Raw genomic sequence first — 18,310 nt, 5'->3', positions numbered from 1 at the left:
AATTTTGTGTGCAGATGCCGAACCAAACATTTTACCAGAATGGTAATCGTTTTTTACTACAATATATTTGCGTTGGTTAGACATAATTGAGCTTTAATTGATGAGATTGCCCTGTGGAGATCACACAAGACTGAAGTATTAATTTTTAGATGTTCTAGGTCGATAAAAAATATAAGTGAACTAAAAGCGACCGATATAAACCGGTCGCTTCAGTTTACCTTATGCTTGATGATTAAGCTTTAGGCCAATCGTTTTCGTGTTCTGCGTTGCCCAGCTTTAGCTTACGGGCCGATACCACGAAACTTAATGTCATAGGTGTATTATCGTTTACAGCAATACCCTCGTTGTATTGAATAATGTAGCCATCTTCAAAAGAAAGCTCTTTCATTTTTGCATCTTCTTCGCCTTTTTTGAAAACGATGTTACCTGAAAGTGGTTTATACTGGTTGTTAACCATCGATTCGATTACAGAAGTATCTTCGGTTGATTCGATTTCGATGTGGATGGTGCCACCATAAACACCTGACGATGGACGGCCTTTTGCGTCAACATCTCTATTTAATGAAAAGCTGCACTGTAGTACATCAAATTCTTTTGATCCTAAGTTTAAACGGGTTTTGAATGCCATTGTAGTAAAGTTTTAATGTTTTTGAAAATGAAATGAGTTTAGAGCAGAGCGCATGGCGTCAGGCATTTAAATACCCCAAACCTTACGCCTTATACCCAACTAGGCTTTAGGCCAGTCGTTAAGGTGCTCGGCATTGCCTAATTTAAGCTTTCTCGCTGAAATCTGGAACTTAAGCGTCATCGGGTGATCGCCTACAATGTTGATCCCTTCGGAATACTTAACAATGTAGCCATCCTCGAAGTTAACTTCTTTCATTTTGGCATCTTCCTCTGTTTTTTTGATCAGAAGGGTTCCTGTGATAGGTTTGTACTGGTTGTTTACCATCGCCTCGATAATTGAGGTGTCTTCGGTTGATTCGATCTCAATGTCGATGGTACCGCCGTAAACTCCGGAAGAAGGTCTTCCTTTAGCATCTACATCGCGGTTTAACGCATAGGCACAATGAAGCACATCGTACTCCTTGCCCGAAAAATTTAATCTAGCTTTGAAAGCCATAGTTTTAAAATTTAAAGGTTAAAAAAATTGATTTTATGTAGCCTCCGCTACATTGTACATAAACCAATAATTAAGCCAATTATTGTGTATATAGCTCAGCTATAGTGAATAATCTTATTTTAGAAATGCAGGTAAAATCCCAAAATCGCACTAAACGATTAGTTAAACGAATTATTATTGTGGAAAAGGTGTGGAAAAGTTTTAAGATATTTTTAGTCTTACTGATACAGCATACTAGCGAATAACCTACATAACTGTAGTGATATTACCCAATATGTAGCATTTTTGGACAAAAAAATACTTGTTTACTTGAGTTTTAAATTAGCTGCGCACCAAATTTTTCCATTTTAGCCACCCATTTTTGGCTATAATGATTTTCAAGAGAGTGTAATTCGCCAATGGTATTGGTAAGTACGGGGCTCATTCTGCATTTCTCAAAAACAACTTTTTTAATAGATAGATAAGTTGTTTTCTTATTTGCTTTCCATTCTTTAAAAGTTGCCTCATCTAAAATAGACACAATCCGTGCCGAACGGCCACTAAAATTATTGTTTACGTTTTGCTGCTGGGTAGTAAAAATCTGGTCGGGCATAAATAAGCGATCAAAAAAGCCTTTAATCTTTGCCGGAATATGATCTACATATACAGGGCAAAAAAGCACCACATGGTTGCTTTGCCTAATTGCAGTTAAAGCTTTTTGCAGATCGGGTTCTAACTCGGCAATTTGCCTGTTATTGAACTGTTTGTTCGAGTTGAATATGAGGTCGATGATGGCCAACTCTCTTACCGTTGCACCAGCACTTTCAGCACCTTGCTTATATGCGTTAATCAGGAAATTTGTAGATGCGTTTTTTTTCAATATCCCCATTCAGGATAAGTACTTGCTTCATTTTTTTTGATTAATCTGATCTGGCCGATGCATTACAAAATTATAAAGAATTTGTTAAGTGTTATGCATAACCCATAAAAAAACCCAACGCTAGGGTTGGGTTTTTATTTCAGTAATCAAAAACTATTGCTGGTTATACTCTGTATTCCAGGTTGTATTCTCGTCTTCACCCTTATGGCCGTCTAGTTTTACCACAAAACTTTTAGCCGGAAAATACGGTGTAATGTGGATATCAAGGTGGATTCTGTCTTTTTGAAGTTCATCTCTTTCGAAACGCATAATCTTAAATCTTTCGATTAAACGATCTGCTCCCTGGATACCATCCAAAAACTTAACAATCTGACCACGCAAATCCTGTTCTGTTTTAGAAGTCCAGTTTTCGAAAGCTCTTCTGTTTAAGAAATCGAACAATACTTTGGTAATGTAATCGAATACACGAACAACTGAATAAGTCTGTAAACCAATATTATCGCCATTGAACAAGGTTTTAGCCGAAAAAGCCATTACTTTACCGTATTCATTAACCATTGGCACTAAACCTACACGTTCTAAATGAGAGATTTCACTTTTCTTTAAATCGAATTTTACGCCATCTACTTCATTTATAGCACCATGTTTTTTACCTGCGGTAACCTGCGACATTAGTGTGTAATACATTTTACCTGCAAGAGCGGCCGATCCTGGAACGGTAAGGTCATCTTCCTCACCCACTTCTGCCACTTTGCCGCGGCCTACCAGCCAGTTACAGGTCATGATAACGTTCGATCTAAATGCATCGCCACCTGTAAAATTAGCAGCAGTAAATAAATCAAGTACATCATCAGGCTGATCTAAATCGGCAAAATCTGTTACCAGCATCGCTTTATTGTTGTGTGCTATTTTGGCCCATCTTTCTAATACTTTATTAGAGCCCATATAGCCTGGAACAACCATTAATGAATAATTTTTACGAAGATCTAATCGATCGTAATTCTGCTTTAATTCATCATCAACATATTCAATAAAACGAGGATTATCGAGATCTTTAATCTGGTCCATTGATGCATTTAACAGCACCACATTTTTCAGTTTGTCAGATTCGGTATTTTTATAGAATAAATGCACCGATCTATAAGCCTGCTCCAGTTCTCTGGTACTTTCGAGTGCTGTACCAATGTTTTTATTTAAGTTTTCTTCAGCGGCGTTCAGTTTTTCAGTGCTTTTTTCAACCATATCTGCTACAGAGGTGGAAGATTCGAGCACATCTATCCAAAGCTGAATTTTCTTTTTCAGCTCTTCACGTTCTTTCTTTTTTTCATCACCAGTTAAAAAAATCTGCTTTCTGGCTTTTCTTTCAGGATTTAAATTCTGAAGTCCGTCAACAGTTGCTTCTAACAGATCGAAACCACCAACCCTGGCCAGTTTTTCTAAGTTATCTTTAAGCGATGTTTTTTCTATGGTTTTGCCTTCAGCGGGTTTAAACCCAGGCTGAGCTGTATTTTGGTCTGTTTTTAATTCTTGAGGATTTGACATGTTTTCTCAGCGTTTAGATTATTTATTTTGCTCCAGTTCATCAACAAAGTTCTTTAAAGCACTTATGAATGCAGCTTTAGTTTCTTCATCATCAAGCGTAGCTTTTAAGGTTTTGTTAGATTTTAACTGTTTAATTACATTTAGAGACATCTCTCTCTCAATGTTAACATTAGTGAGGTAGTTACTTTGGTTGATTATGTTTTTCACACCGAAATCGCCCAGATCGTTAAAGCTTAGGGTTTCGCCAACGGTAGATCCATCCTGCTTTTCGAAAGCTACCTTAACATTTGGTTTGTAATGTTCGAATACCTCTTTTACCGTTTTTAATCCTTCTACCTTTTCTGGTTTGATTGGGTCGTTATCGGTAAGTTTTTGTACAAAAAGCGTTTTGTTATGGGCAATTTCTGCGAAAGCTTCTGAGGTGTCGATTTTTCGCTCATTACCACCAATTTCATAATTAAACATAGTATGTAGATTTAGATTTACGATTAATTTATTCTAATAATATAATAGTTAACGTTTTAGCTCAATTTTTGTTCCAATGTAACAACTTCTGGCTGAATAATATCCCATTTCAATGTATCTTCTTCGGGATGTTTGCTTACCTGGATCTTTGATCCTTTTTTAAGTTCGCCAGAAATGATGTATTTCGAAATTGGCCTGCGTAAAAGATTTCTGATCACTGCCGATAGCTGTCTTGCTCCATATTTTGGGGTAAAACCGTCTAATGCAATCATTTTCTTGGCATCATCTGCTATTTCAAATTCGATACCCATTTTGTTCAGCGATTGCACCAAACTGCTCAGCTGAATTTCAAAGATGCGTACCACATTACTTTCATTAATCGGTGCAAATGGAACAATTTCCGAAATCCGGGCTAAAAACTCGGGGCGGAAATGTCCGGCCATTACCTCCATCAATTGGTTCGATGCCGGAATAACGCCTTTACTGATTTGCTCTGCTATCCATTCGCTACCGATATTCGAGGTAAAAAGAATCAGCGAATTACTAAAATCGCCTTCTTTCCCTAACCGGTCATGCATATGGCCTTCATCCAAAATCTGCAAAAAAGTATCGAAAACAGAAGGGTGAGCTTTTTCAATTTCATCAAACAACAATACCGAATAAGGCTGTTGCCTGATTTTGTTTACTAACAAACCGCCTTCCTCATAACCCACATATCCTGGAGGCGCACCATAAAGCAATGCCGCACTGTGTTCTTCTTTAAATTCAGACATATCGAACCTGATCATGGCTTTTTCATCATTAAACAGAAATTCTGCTATTGATTTAGCCAGTTCGGTTTTACCTGTTCCGGTTGGACCCAGTAAAAAGAAAGATCCGATGGGCTGTCCTTTTTTATTTAAGCCACTGCGCGATTCCAATATCGCATCAGAAACCGCTTTAAGGGCCTGATCCTGCCCTACAACCCGTTTTTTCAGGTAAGCTTCCATATTGAGCAGTTTTTCTTTTTCGCCAGCTTGAAGTTTTCCCATTGGGATACCTGTTTTATAGGCCACAATGGAAGCGATGTCCTGTTTGGTAATGCGGTCGCTTTTTTCTGCCGCATATTTTTTTAATTCCTGCAGGCTACTATTGATATAACCCTGATATTCATCCGCTGTTTCGAAAGTATCTGTTTGCGTTTCGTCGGTTAACCGCCCTAACAAAACCGGACTTAATTTATTTTGAAGCAAAGAAAAAAGCCACTTATAATCTGCAAATTTCGCTGTCTCCGCCTGTTCCGTATTGGCATTTAATGTTTCCAGATCAGCTTCCAGGCTTTCAATTACCTGATCGGAAGTGTCATTCATCATTTTCATTGCCGCCATGGTTCTATCCAATAAATCGAAAGCAGAATCAGGGAGACGTCTATCTTTCATATACCGCTTGGCTAAACGAACGCATTCGCCCAACGCATCAGGTTCGATCGTTAAAATATGATGTTCTTCATATTTTACTGCCAGTTTTTGCAACATTTTTATCGTGCTTTCCTCGTTCGGTTCATTTACCTGAAGCACTTCGAACCGCCTGCTAAAAGCCTGTTCAGGTTCAATAATTTTGCGGTATTCGTCAATAGTGGTTGCGCCAATTACCGTGATTTCGCCCCGGGCAAGTTCTGGCTTTAGCAAATTGCCAATTCCGGCACCCAATGGGCCTTTGCTATCCAATAACGTATGGATTTCATCAATAAAGAGCACTGCTTTTTCGAACTGTTTTATTTCTTTGATGATGTTTTTTAAACGGTCTTCAATCTCTCCTTTATAAGATGCTCCTGCTATTAACGAGCCTAGATCCAATTCAAAAAGCTGTACCGGTTTAAGACTTTCTGGCACATTCTGGTTTACAATATCAATGGCAAATCCATCAACAAGTGCGGTTTTACCCACACCGGCATCGCCAGTAAGAATTACATTTGGCTTGGTGCGGCGACAAAGGATTTCCATCATCATCCTGGTTTCTTTATCCCGACCGATTATCGGATCGGTTTTACCATCGCGAACCATCTGTAACCGATCTATACAGTATTTATATAATGCGTTGCCTGTACTTTTATTTTCTACAGATGAAGTTGCCTGACCTGGAGAAACAGCTCTCGAAATTTCTTCATCCTTTACATAAAGGTCTAAAATTTCGCGTTCCTTTATTGGAAAAGATTTTAACTGATCGGGCTGAAAACCGATTCCAGGTTTAGCCAATGCAGTCAGCACACACACAGGCGTAATTAAATCCAGCCCTAATTTAATGCGTACGTTATCAGCTTCTTCAAAAATAACGGCAATTTCTGGTGCACCACTAACAGAATCACTAAAACTTGCAGATTTTGTCTGTTCATCAATCCGAACTTCCGCCCACTCACTAATATATTCTTCATCCTTCCCAATTGAAGTGATAAACGACCGTAAGCCAACATCTTTATGCATTAAGCCTTTGAGCAAATGAGCTGCAGAAAATGTTTCATTTCTGTATTCTTTTGCTAATGACTGTGCGATATGCAAGGCCGTTTTAACCGATTCGCTTAAATTTGTAACTGCCATAGCCCTTAGTTGGTTGTAGGCAAAACTGCCGGGTTAAAATTATTTTCGGTGATGTAGTAATATATTTTTCCGTTTGATACAAATTGTTGTTCAATCTGTGTCGCCCTTTTGATCTGTTGTACCGATTGATTTAACATCTTGATATAACTCTCAAACTGATCGAGGGGCATTCTAGAGGTGCTTTTTAAATCGTTTACAGTATATTTTGACAAAAACTCGTTATTTAAAGGTAAACCTGTTACCAATTTGATGTAGCTGGCCAAAGTCATTGCTTTAATATCTCCTGAAGATACTTTCATCCCCAACAGCTGTTTAGGCATTTTAACGTAGTTTTTAACGAGTTTGCTTCTGAAAGAAGACTGATCTGCCTGTAGGTTTTGCCCCAACATAATCGAAAAAACATCTACAATCTGCTTGTATTCCATATTATTTAATACAATGGCATACTGCAGCGTAGAGCGGTTGTTTTTTACAACATCGGCTGATACGTTGGCGGTACTGTAATATTTAAAGGCATTGTGCGGCATACGGTCAGCTACTTCTGCGCCAACCGGCGCTGGTAGTAAGCCTTCTACATCAGCTGATAAGTTTTTGCGCGATATACCTGTTAAACGGAATGCGCTATCCAAAGAGCTGATCTGGTTGTAGATATCCATATTGGTTTCTTTCACAAAACGGCGCAAAGCGATGGTCATGCTCTGGTTTGAATTTACTGAACCTTTAGTTGGGAAAACCACCCCACCTTGTATTAAACTGTTTTTAGGATAATCTAAATAATAAGAAATTGAATCCTGGAGGCTGGTGTTATAAGGCTGGAAGCTTTTTAAACCTTCTCCTTTAACCATGGTTTTTTTTCTGTATTCGGCAGCACGGATAGCTGATTCTGAAACCAGTTTTCGCGACTGAATTACAAAATCATTAAACGACTGGTTAAAATCGCTATAAACTTGTAGTGCTAAAATTCGGGCATCGGCAAGTGCAACCTGCTCACTCAGTTCGTTAATAAGATAATTATTGGTACCGCCAACATTACCCGTACTACCAACCAAAACAATTAAATTGGTTTCGTTCTTTTTCGTTTTAAACAAATTTAATCCGGCCTTTAATGCCGCAAATACAGGTTCTTCGGCAATTTCGCCGTTACACCTCAGTGTATTTTTTGCCTGGTTAGACAGGAAAGTCATCAACTGTCGGTAATCATCCTGAATCGGACTAACAAAAATCCCTTGTAATGAGCATCCCGTTTCGCCACGGTATACTACACCGCCATAATTTACTTTAGTCCCTTTACCAAAATCGCCCATTATGTTTTCAAAAGAAGCAATAGTATTGGTCATTCCGGAAAGATACTTCGTCATCGGGCTTCCACCATCAACTACAAAAACAACATTAACCTTATTTTTATTTTTACGCAGATTCACATAATCCTGATAAGAAAGTGCTGAACCATTAATGGTTAATATTTTGTTGTCTTTTTTATTGTAAACATCGGCTGCTATCCCCACAGCATACGCACCGGCATCATCAGAAACTACAGGAACACTTCTTAAAATCAGGTTTTCTCTTGGCAATAGAGGATCAACCACGAAAGCTGTTCCATTGTTTATTCCATTTTTAATAGCCGTTGAAGTAGAATCATCGTTATCGTAATTACCAGGCTTAACAGATGTTATATACAGCCGATCTCCCCAACTGTGTACTGCCTCAGCAGAAACCCATCCATAAATACTTTTTAAAGCTGTATCAGCAACCAACTGATCATCAGAACCGATCAGATATTTTTTGCCATCTTCTGATTTTTTATAGATATAAGCAATTTCATGCAACCTTACTTTGGTGCGCCTGTCTTTAAGTTCGGGTGTGTTGTAAACCAAAATGGAGTCGGTAGTATCGAAATAAAATTTTGGCTCTGTAAGTGCGTTTTTACCGTTTATAATGCCAATAGCTTTTTCGGCATAACCTGTTTTTTGGTTAGAAAAAGCACGCTGCCACAAAAGAAGTTTAGATTTTGCTATCCAGCCGTAACTGATGGCGCTCTTTTTATCGTTAATTTTTCTTCCTCTGATCATTCCTGCTTTATACTTGATCAGTTTCAGGTATCCGTTTTCTTCCTTTGAAACATAAAAAGGTTCCATGAAGCTGATTTTTTTCATAATCAGGCTTCCACCTGGAGCAGTGGTGGTATAGTTGTCTTCGCGATCGGAAAAAACAATCCAGGGTAAACTGCTGCTACTGGTATTATCGTTAATGTTTATGGTTTCGGCTGGCTTTTCATACGATTTGGGCATGTATTTCACTTTTTTGCCAAAGGATGCCGGTGATTGTGCATAGGCAAACGATATTCCTAAGAACAGGATGGATAAGGCATAATATTTTTTCATAATATTGTAGATGAGCTTTAAAATTAGGTTCAGATGTTAATCTATTTTGTTTTTGCCGGAGCATCGGTAGTTGCTGTTGCTGCAGGCTGGACTGTTCCAGAATGTTGCTTAATGTTTAACAAACTGGCGCAGGTAGAATTTGGCTTAATGGTTAACTGCGCTTCGTCAACCGCGATTTCGCCGCCAAAAGTTAAGCCCATGCAATAAGAGTAAATATCAGTCTGCTTTTTCTTTCCGTTCATCTCCACATTTACAGTTACTTTTTCGTTGCTGCACATGTATTTGTTAATGAGATAATAATAGTTGGAGTTAAAATCAGCACCATTTGCAATAGCTTGTAGGCGGGCTCTGATATCATCAATGGTTTTACGTTCTCCATCTCCGGGTGCAACCAGATCTTCCACTATTTCGGCATTAGGATCGGTAATCAGGATATTTAAAAAAGCTGGTTTACGTGCTTTATCCGATCGAAGGCGTACTACATATTTCCCAGGTGCACGGTAGGTGTATAAAGCGGTTTTTCCTTTAACATCTACACGGCCGGTTTCGCCGAAAGACCATTCGAAATCTTTTCCTTCTCCATCGCCCTCCAGCCTGATCTCTTCATTAACCAGACCGGCAGTTGGCCCGCTTATGGTGAGCACGCTATCGACAACTGCTGCTTTTACAGTATCGCGCACGGTTATTGGAAATTCCTGACGTAATTCGCCATCAACGGTTAAACGTACAATATAAGTATCGGGCTTAGTGTAATGATAGGAACCGGTTTTTGTAGTCGCTTTTTCGCCATTACCGAATTCCCATAACCATTTAGTGGCTTTAGGTGTATTATCAGTAAAAACTAAATCCTCGTTTAAATAAATTTCATCTTTGAGGATTCTTGCATCGATGGCTCTTTTTTCGAACAAAGAGCTTTTAAATAAAAAAATCAGGCCTGTTAAGAGCAATACAGCCAAAAGGATGTAAAGGATAACGTAGCCTTGCGAATTTGAGTTAACTTGCTTGGTGTTTGTGTCAGACATAGGTAGCGTTTTTTATAGGTTGTAGGATGTTTATCTTGCAGATATTGTTTGCTGCAGCTGACGCCTGTTGGTAATACAGTCGTCTAATTGCCTTTTGTGCAGTTCAATATCTGTAATATTTCTATTTTGTTCTTGTCTATCGTAAAATAACCTGTCGTACAGTTGTGAGGTTTGAACGAAGATTTTATATCTCGAATCTGATGCTTTTCGATCAAACGCAGCTTTAATGGAGCCCAACGAAAGCTGGATATCGTTCTTTAAAAATACCGCTTGCACATTTGGGTTATAGCGTGTAATCTGCTTAAAAGTCGTATCAACAGTAGGCATGGTTTCTTTCACCATATTTTCAAAGGCATCATTTTCACGGATCTTCACTTCAAGTTCTTCTTTAGAAATTTCGTACCGGGATGTACCACTGTAAAAAATCCCAAAGCTTAAAAGCCCAACAGTAAAAACAAACAGGGCTAAAAAAAACAAGAATTGTTCCCGTCTTTCTTTTATGCTAAGTTTTATCATAATCTTTAATTATCGGCCGAACCTACCATTTCTAATTTTGTTAGCTGCTGATTGGTTTGCACGATGGCAGTCGTTTATTTGTTCCTTGTATCTTTGAATATCACCTCTTGATTTAATAAGAGAATCTTGTAAATCGGCCATTGCGCCAACATTGTTATTCAGTTTCCCATATAGGTCGAAACTGGGACTGGATTCGGTCTTCTTCGTAATTAAATCTTTTATCCTGTTATTGGCGGTTTGAATATCGCCAAGTAAAATGCTCTGTTTGCTCATTTCGTTTGCATTATAATCACGGTATTGGGCAAGCTCTTTAAAGCGGACTAAAATGAGATCGAAATTGGTATTGATATCTTTTCGTAAATAGGATAATTTTTCGGTTTCTTTTACTTTTTTATCGAGTAGCGTGTACTCGTAATCAGAAGCTGCAAAAAAGAGATAAATGCAAAGAATAGAGAAGAGTGTTAGGAAAACAAAGTTTAAAATAAACTTGGTGTATGAATTCCTAATTTCGGTAGCGTTAATGGGTTTCATAAAGATTTAATAGTTTCACATAGCAATAGCCTAATAATTAATCCGACAATCAACCTCACTAAGAATCACACAAACCTTTTCAAATTAACATTGTACTATAACAATTTTTAATATTTGTTGTTTGGTTATTAAAACGGTTTTATTTATTTTACTTTTAACAAACTTTAAGCCAAACATCCATGTCTGAAAATTTTTTCAACAAACCCTTCAGATTTAACGCCGTATTTTCAGGTGCTGGCCTACAGGCAACAGACCTAGGAAAATCGATTTCTAACCACATTGAATTGATTATTTTTACCCGGTTTGGAGAGCATAGATTCCATCATGATTTTGGATGTGAAATATGGGACCTGGATTTTGAGTTAATCGTGAGCGAGAGCATTTGGGAGGAAAAATTCCGCAAATCGTTGCTAAAATCCATAACCAATAGTGAATTTCGGATATATAATACCGAGGTAGAGGTCCGTATTACTGAAGTAGAAAACGTATATCCGCTACGTAAGATAACTGAGATTAAAAAAAAGGTAGATATTAGTGTTAGGGCACTAATAAAAACCACAGGAGAAAAATATTTTTTCAACACCGCTTTATTTCTTAGCCCGCTATCAACTTAATCTAAAACGCCCAAAATATTCTACACATGAAACCAGTTTTTTATTCATCAAAAGATGAGATCCGGAACAGAATTTTAAAAAATGCTGAAGATTTTTGGAACGTTAAGGATAGTAATGATTTTGATCCGCTTGTAAAATTAATTATTGAAGCCTTAAGTAACGAACTTTTTAATGTGGCCAATGATGTTAAAAATCTTGAGAATAGAATTTTCGATAAGATTAGCCGCATTTTAGCTCCCGATCATTTAACTTCATCGTTACCTGCGCACGCCATTGTCCACGCCAGGCCAATTGAATACGAAGATTACCTTTCTCCATATACACAGTTCGCTTTTAAGAAAAACATCCAGCAAGAAAATGATAAGGCAAAAAAAATAGACATTTTCTTCAGCCCCTTGCATCATGTAAAAGTTCAAAATGCTGCTATAAAATATATCGCAACCGGAACTACCCTTTTTAATGTAGAACAATTAAGCAGGCAACCTATTTTAAATACTTTACCTGGATCAGCAATAGAAAAAAACACCATCTACATCGGTTTTAATGGGATAAAAAACTGGATGGATTTTAACAAACTAAATTTATTTTTTGATTGGAAAAACTATTCGGTACCAGAGAACACTTACGATCTGTTATCCTTGGGAAAATGGTTCTATAAAGATAATGAGCTTAGTGCCTATACCGAACGTTTTATGGATGAGCCATTAACCGGAAAACACGAAGCGCCCTTTCAGCATAAACAGTTGCTTAATCTAATTAAGGCTGATGTGCTCCAGTTTTATAGCAACAGGTTTATTACCCTTGGCGATCTTAATGATTTTAATATTGATGAAAGTAAGGAGCTGCCTGCTGCCTTTGCAAACATTTTTCAGCCAGCAAGCTTAAACCAGATTGATGAAAAAGTAAAATGGCTTAAAGTGGTTTTTCCTGCGGCCATCAATCAGGAAATGCTGAATGAGCTTCATATCTATACCAATGCATTTCCGGTGGTAAATAAAAAGTTAAGCCAGATCAAACACCGGCTTAAAACGATGAATAATATCATCCCGATTAAAACCGAAGCTATAGACCAAATGCTGGCTGTAGAAAATCTGAAAGACAATAAAGGCAAAAGTTATAACGAAATTCCATACACCAATGAGAACGATAAAGGCGACGGTTCCTTCTCGATCAGGTATGGGGGCACCGAGCGCTTCGATACCAGAAATGCAAAAGAATTGGTCGATTATCTGTTTGAACTGCTCAGAGATGAGAAGGCTTCTTTTTCTGCCTATGGCCCCGATTTTTTAAGCACCGTGCTTAAAAATTTAGAACAGAATATTGCCCTTATTGAACAGAAGAGTCGCTCGGCATTAAAAGACATCAAAGAATTACCAAGCTATATTGTATTAAAACCGATTGATGATGCCGATATTCTGTTTTTAGATATTTGGGTTACACAAGCTGAAGAGGCTAACCACATTAATGCCGGTAGCCGTTTAGTGGTATACGAAAACAATAAGGTAAATGCAGAAAGCATCTTTTTATTAAGCCAAACAAAAGGCGGACGGTCGAGATTGAATGCAACCAACAGGGTACAGGCTTATAAGTATGGGCTAACCACTGCAGACCGGATTATTACCAAGGCAGATGTGATTAACTTTTGCCGATACGAATTAGGCCAAAAGCTTAAAGGCATTACCCTAGCCAAAGGCATTGTGATGGATAATAAACCCAATGCTGGATTTATTAAAACCACTGATATTATAATTGAGCCAGCAGATAACCTGCAGCTCACTGTGCCGGACTGGGAAGAACTGCTTGGCCTTACCTTGGCCAAATTAAACTTAAGAAGTACCATGAATGTACATTACCGCATGTTATTAAAGCCAACAGTATATAAAATGGTTTAAGTTTTTGTAAACCGTTACCGAATTAAGGGTAAATAAAAAAGTCGTCATAGCGAACCAGAGGGTTAGTTTTTGAGAGTTGCGTGAAGTACGTTATTTCATTATCAACAGCTTAAATATAGAATTTAGGTTATTAATAAAAGCGCTTCATATTTGGAGCGCAAGGGCTCTACAACGCCATAAGTTTCCTCCCGTTTTCCGCTTTTACGCTTCGCTGCCTCGTTCCTCGTTGCTGCAGGGTAACGCTTCAACCGGGGCTAAGTGGCCACAATAGTATTTCATTTGTTGGGTTGCAGGGCGCAAAAACCTTTGTTTCTAAACCTGATTGCAGCGAACACGGAGTGCAACGGAGTAAAGCGTAAAGCGGGGCTGCAATTGCCAAGAACCACAAAGCGCTTATTTCCTAATCCTAAAACACTAACATCACTTGAAGCGCAATACTTATGCATAACAAAAAGTTCCTTCCCGTTTTGCGCTTTTACGCTTCGCTGCCTCGTACCTCGTTGCTGCAGGGTAACGCTTCAACCGGGGCTAAGTGGCCACAATAGTATTTCATTTGTTGGGCTGCAGGGCGCAAAACCTTTGTTTCTAAACCCGATTGAAGCGAACACGGAGTGTAACGGAGTAAAGCGTAAAGCGGGGCTGCAATTGCCAAAAACCACAAAGCGCTTATTTCCTAATCCTAAAACACTAACATCACTTGAAGCGCAATACTTGTGCAGAACAAAAAGTTCCTTCCCGTTTTGCGCTTTTACGCTTCGCCACCTCGTACCTCGTTGCTGCAGGGTAACGCTTCAACCGGGGCTAGGTGGCTACAGCAGTATTTCATTTGTTGGGTTGCAGGGCGCAAAAACCTTTGTTTCTAAACCCGATTGCAGCGAACACGGAGTGTAACGGAGTAAAGCGTAAAGCGGGGCTGCAATTGCCAAGAACCACAAAGCGCTCATTTCCAAATAACCTGAAATCGATTATTTTTATTGTTCAATAAGCAAACTTAAAGAGATGCTTGTTGTTCCTTCTCGCAATTAAATATATACAGTATACCCTAAATAAGCGCTTTCTCCATCTGTACTCAGCACTGTTTCCTGATAATCGGTTGCGGTAAGCAAATCAACATTTATTTCTGCATCAAGCGGCATCAGGTAACTCATCGCCATATCCAAAATAGCCCTGTTCTTTTGGCCCGGAATAAAGCCAATCAATTCTTGCGGAGTGGTGGGGCCAATATTAACGTTATAGGCCTCATGCTCTGGCATAAAACTATCGCCAATAATGGTATCAATGCCCAAGGCGCTGGCACCAAGTTGCATCTGCAGTTCATCCGCAATTTTTAAAGGGCTAATGTTGGCAGTGGTATCAACAAGATTTATGGGCAAATTAAACAAGGCAGTAAGCACCTTAGATACAAAAGCAATATCATTTCTTTTTTGTTGGATTTCGGGCAACAGGTGCATCCAAATAATACTCTGTTCTTTATTCAACAAGTTAAATTCATCCCAGCCGAATTCGAATATCTGGCTTAAATCCGAATAAGTAGTTTTTTTATCGAGCCTGTTTTCATAAAGCTCGGTCATAATCCTTACATGATTAATTTCAGCATCAAATGGAGTAAAAAACAACCTGGCGTGTTTTTCTTCTTCTCTCCTATCCCTGATATCCTTAATCATCGATTCTTCATCCATCCCGGCACTGCCTGTTGGCGGCTTATGAAAAAGTCCTTCAGGCAGCATATCGTATAAACTCTCTCTATTGGTATTGATGCGGATACGATCGTGCCTTCTTTTTTCTGTATAGTAGGTAGTTGTATTTTCAATATCCTTTGCAAAAGCGCGCTTATCAGGGCCTACAGGAATAACTTCAATACGATCGGCATCTATCACCTTACGCTCTATTAAATCGGCAGCATGAGCCACCGCCTTGTAATCTGTAAAGAGTTCGTTATTAATCAAAGTTTCTTTTTTCATTTAAACTTTAAGCTTGCTTATTTGTTATAGGTTAAATTTGTATTATCGAAAAAAATTAGGATTATAATCAAATACTAAAGATACTATATTTGCAGTACATCACATCTATCAAATTTAATGGACGTTCAATCATTTTTTATTCGCTTTCTCTTATTTCCGTTGATATTCATCGTCTCAACGGCAGTACTCTCTATTATCAATAAAAAGAACCAGTTTCTTAATAACAAAAGACTTATCGTAAGTGTTCTGCTCATCGGTATTATTTTAGCTGTTCCCGGTTTCTTAGGTTTTCTGAACTTTAATTTTATGCCCTGGGGTTATATTATTTGCTGTATTTTTTACCTGTTAATGGGTTCGGTTTTCGTTTATCTGTTAACGAAATACTACCCTAAAGATGTACTGGAGCGCAAGGTTTTTATCTTTTTCGCCACTTTAATTTCGGCTATTTTAGCTACCTATTTATTTCAGTTGGCCTTTAACTGGTTAAGCTCGGTAAATTTCAGCTGGTTTGGCGCAGGTAGTATCACTTGCTTTTTTATTCCGCTTATTTTTTGGTGGGCTTACGTTTCGCTGCTCGGCATTCCTTCAGAAATCTACAAAATCTGGAGGTATCCTGATACTCCACTGGACATTAATATGGACCATGTAGATTTTAACCGTTTACTGGTATTGGAGCTTGAACTGTACAAAAAAAGCAGTGATCCTGAACCTTTAAAAGTAAAGGTAAAGGCGGTAGAAAATATGAACTTCGGTATCTGGTTCCATAAGTTTATTGATGACTACAATTTAAAGTTCGCCAAAAGCCCGGTAGAGTTTAGAGGTGATGATATGGAGAACTATAAATGGATTTTCTTTATTAAAACCTCCTTTTTTAAACGGAATATCTTCATTGATCCGGATTTGGATATCATTGAAAACGGCATTACCGAAAAAATGACGATTTACGCTAAACGCGTTTCAGAAAATGTAAATAAGCCTAATGAAGTTGGAGAAAGTGCTATCTTTATCTAACCTATATAAAAACATTTACCATGATAAAGCCACTAAAATATAAATCCATCAACTGGATTAATGGCATGAAACTTTCTAGTGATCATTTTACAGTAAGTGACCTGTATTTACAGGATTTTGTTCGAGATGCCGTATCAATACATTTAAACAATAGCAATTACGGATTCTTACCGCCATTTACAGGTTACAAAAGTTCACACGATATTGAGATTATCGAAAAAGCCACAAATCACATCGAAATTAGGGTAAGGTACTGTAACGCTGTAACTCCAGAAGGCTGTCACATCGATATTGTGCAGTCAGATCATATGATGGATACACTGGTTCATAACCATTATTTTGGCCAATCAGAACCCCGTAACTACGTTATTTTATTGGTGGTAAGTCCATTTAACCGCATTCCAACAGGCACCCCAAATCCCGAAGAAAGCCCAATCCGTTACCCTGAGCTAACAAAAAGCTATTCTATTGCCGTTTTGCCTGAAAGTGAAGTAAGCACACAAACAGCCGATAGCTATTTCCTTACCATTGGACAGGTTTACTACGAGAACGGAAGATTAACGATCAATAACAATTACATTCCGCCAAGCGCTACCATAACGAGCCACCCTGCACTGATTAGATATTACGAATCGTTCAGTGTTTTATTAAATGATTTACAATTGGCGGCTTTTAAAATTATTGATAAAACCGGAGGTAGAGACAACATTACGCCATTGGGCAAAAACATCCGTTTAATCTCGGAGAAAATTGTAGATTATATTGCAGGTTTATTTTACGAGTATAGAAACATTGCACATCGCGAATCGCCAGCGGTTTTAGTCGGTTATTTCTCCAGTTTGGCGCACATCTTTTTTACGGCCATTAAACTGATCGATCCGCGCGAAAGAGAAGAACTGTTAAAGTATTTTTACGAATGGAAAGATGTAACACCAGGAAACTTTGAAGAGCTTTTAGCCAAAACCATCGAACTGGTTTACGATCATAAACAAATTAATAATAGTATGCTAATGGCCAGTGACTTTATGAATGTATTAGTAGCACTCTGGAATAAATTAAGTGGACTAGAATACATCGGCCAGCGCAAAGAAAATATCGTAGTTGCCGAACAGCAAGTTGTACAGAAGGTACAGGCCAGAAAAACCTGGACATTGCTGGATTAAATTATTTCTCGGAGTAAATTTTATAATGAAGCTGTACCACTTAATTGGCGGTACAGCTTTTTTGTTAATATAATTTTATTGAACAAAAAAGCCTCAACTAAGGTTAAGGCTCTAAATTTTGAACATACTAACAGATTTAATCGAAAGCAATCTGTTGCGGACCTGAAATTTTATTGATGTGACAAGCACACTTGCCCCCACTTACTTTAATAACAGCAGATTTAGTTTGACTAGTTTCTACAGAAGTGCCAGTTATTTTCAGATCATCTCCCTGTTCTGACAGACCAAGTTTATTATTATCATCAACGATAATAAATGCACCTTTTATCGTATTTGTATAAATACTCGAATTAGCTGTTACCCGCCCGCCTGTCCTTTGGTTGATTACATTAAAATCTTTTACTTCAGCGCCAGCGCCTTTATTGTCTACAAATTTTAACATTATCGAGGCAAATTCTTCAGTACAGATCTTGTCCCCACAATCAGAAGTTTTATTTTTTTCGCACGAAAGCAGGGCAATCGCCATGAATAGCAGTATTGTTTTTTTCATTGTTTCCCGGTTTTGAATGAGAAACGACAAAACCGATTGAAACGCTACAAGGAAAATTATGAATGGTCCAAAATTGAAAAAATCAATAAGAAGTTGATCACCTATCC

Annotated in this window: 16 protein-coding genes; 4 read left to right on the top strand and 12 right to left on the bottom strand. The window is 38.1% G+C overall.

From position 1 onward, the window contains the following. Positions 1 to 232 precede the first annotated feature (232 nt). The 10 genes from tssD (H9N25_RS21170) to tssO (H9N25_RS21125) all read right to left on the bottom strand — a co-directional run bounded on the left by tssD (H9N25_RS21170) (position 233) and on the right by tssO (H9N25_RS21125) (position 11,012). Positions 233 to 628 carry a type VI secretion system tube protein TssD gene (gene tssD / locus H9N25_RS21170; RefSeq protein WP_167296071.1) on the bottom strand — a complete coding sequence of 132 codons (396 nt, stop codon included), beginning with the start codon at positions 626 to 628 and terminating at the stop codon, positions 233 to 235. 99 nt (positions 629 to 727) lie between these two features. Then, positions 728 to 1,123: a type VI secretion system tube protein TssD gene (tssD, locus tag H9N25_RS21165; protein ID WP_025141859.1), complete on the bottom strand. Its 396-nt coding sequence runs from the start codon at positions 1,121 to 1,123 to the stop codon at positions 728 to 730. A 316-nt stretch (positions 1,124 to 1,439) separates the two neighbouring features. Further along, on the bottom strand, positions 1,440 to 1,982 hold the full coding sequence (locus tag H9N25_RS21160) for an NAD(P)H-dependent oxidoreductase (RefSeq protein WP_190327143.1): 543 nt from the start codon (positions 1,980 to 1,982) through the stop codon (positions 1,440 to 1,442). A 153-nt stretch (positions 1,983 to 2,135) separates the two neighbouring features. Beyond that, a complete protein-coding gene (locus H9N25_RS21155; RefSeq protein WP_190327142.1) occupies positions 2,136 to 3,524 on the bottom strand; it encodes a DUF5458 family protein in 1,389 nt (462 codons plus the stop codon). 18 nt (positions 3,525 to 3,542) lie between these two features. After that, a complete protein-coding gene (locus H9N25_RS21150) occupies positions 3,543 to 3,989 on the bottom strand; it encodes a hypothetical protein (protein ID WP_167296068.1) in 447 nt (148 codons plus the stop codon). 56 nt (positions 3,990 to 4,045) lie between these two features. Continuing rightward, the gene (locus H9N25_RS21145; RefSeq protein ID WP_190327141.1) at positions 4,046 to 6,562 is read right to left on the bottom strand and encodes an ATP-dependent Clp protease ATP-binding subunit; all 2,517 of its coding nucleotides are present in this window, start codon (positions 6,560 to 6,562) and stop codon (positions 4,046 to 4,048) included. 5 nt (positions 6,563 to 6,567) lie between these two features. Then, positions 6,568 to 8,943 carry a type VI secretion system protein TssR domain-containing protein gene (tssR, locus tag H9N25_RS21140; RefSeq protein WP_167296066.1) on the bottom strand — a complete coding sequence of 792 codons (2,376 nt, stop codon included), beginning with the start codon at positions 8,941 to 8,943 and terminating at the stop codon, positions 6,568 to 6,570. A gap of 41 nt (positions 8,944 to 8,984) precedes the next feature. Next, positions 8,985 to 9,965, bottom strand: coding sequence for a PKD domain-containing protein (locus H9N25_RS21135; protein WP_169502662.1), 981 nt, complete (start codon positions 9,963 to 9,965; stop codon positions 8,985 to 8,987). A 30-nt stretch (positions 9,966 to 9,995) separates the two neighbouring features. Further along, on the bottom strand, positions 9,996 to 10,481 hold the full coding sequence (gene tssO / locus H9N25_RS21130) for a type VI secretion system TssO (protein ID WP_167296064.1): 486 nt from the start codon (positions 10,479 to 10,481) through the stop codon (positions 9,996 to 9,998). Positions 10,482 to 10,490: 9 nt separating this feature from the next. After that, on the bottom strand, positions 10,491 to 11,012 hold the full coding sequence (gene tssO, locus H9N25_RS21125; RefSeq protein WP_167296063.1) for a type VI secretion system TssO: 522 nt from the start codon (positions 11,010 to 11,012) through the stop codon (positions 10,491 to 10,493). Positions 11,013 to 11,191: 179 nt separating this feature from the next. Between tssO (H9N25_RS21125) and H9N25_RS21120 the strand changes: the two genes are divergently transcribed. Together H9N25_RS21120 and H9N25_RS21115 are read left to right on the top strand one after the other, a co-directional pair. Beyond that, positions 11,192 to 11,626 carry a GPW/gp25 family protein gene (locus tag H9N25_RS21120; protein WP_167296062.1) on the top strand — a complete coding sequence of 145 codons (435 nt, stop codon included), beginning with the start codon at positions 11,192 to 11,194 and terminating at the stop codon, positions 11,624 to 11,626. A 26-nt stretch (positions 11,627 to 11,652) separates the two neighbouring features. Further along, positions 11,653 to 13,518 carry a type VI secretion system baseplate subunit TssF gene (locus H9N25_RS21115; protein WP_190327140.1) on the top strand — a complete coding sequence of 622 codons (1,866 nt, stop codon included), beginning with the start codon at positions 11,653 to 11,655 and terminating at the stop codon, positions 13,516 to 13,518. Positions 13,519 to 14,540: 1,022 nt separating this feature from the next. On the opposite strand, the gene H9N25_RS21110 is transcribed toward H9N25_RS21115, so the two are convergent. Next, positions 14,541 to 15,479 (bottom strand): type VI secretion system baseplate subunit TssG, encoded by a 939-nt coding sequence (locus H9N25_RS21110; RefSeq protein ID WP_190327139.1) that lies wholly within the window; start codon positions 15,477 to 15,479, stop codon positions 14,541 to 14,543. Positions 15,480 to 15,596: 117 nt separating this feature from the next. Between H9N25_RS21110 and H9N25_RS21105 the strand changes: the two genes are divergently transcribed. Next, on the top strand, positions 15,597 to 16,490 hold the full coding sequence (locus H9N25_RS21105) for a TssN family type VI secretion system protein (protein ID WP_190327138.1): 894 nt from the start codon (positions 15,597 to 15,599) through the stop codon (positions 16,488 to 16,490). A gap of 20 nt (positions 16,491 to 16,510) precedes the next feature. Further along, positions 16,511 to 17,653 carry a hypothetical protein gene (locus H9N25_RS21100; RefSeq protein ID WP_190327137.1) on the top strand — a complete coding sequence of 381 codons (1,143 nt, stop codon included), beginning with the start codon at positions 16,511 to 16,513 and terminating at the stop codon, positions 17,651 to 17,653. A gap of 136 nt (positions 17,654 to 17,789) precedes the next feature. On the opposite strand, the gene H9N25_RS21095 is transcribed toward H9N25_RS21100, so the two are convergent. Beyond that, complete coding sequence (locus tag H9N25_RS21095) at positions 17,790 to 18,203, bottom strand: hypothetical protein (protein WP_190327136.1); 414 nt, start codon at positions 18,201 to 18,203, stop codon at positions 17,790 to 17,792. Positions 18,204 to 18,310: the final 107 nt, after the last annotated feature.

This window comes from Pedobacter riviphilus, assembly GCF_014692875.1.
GTDB lineage: Bacteria > Bacteroidota > Bacteroidia > Sphingobacteriales > Sphingobacteriaceae > Pedobacter > Pedobacter riviphilus.
This window is presented reverse-complemented; position numbering and strand designations above follow the sequence as displayed.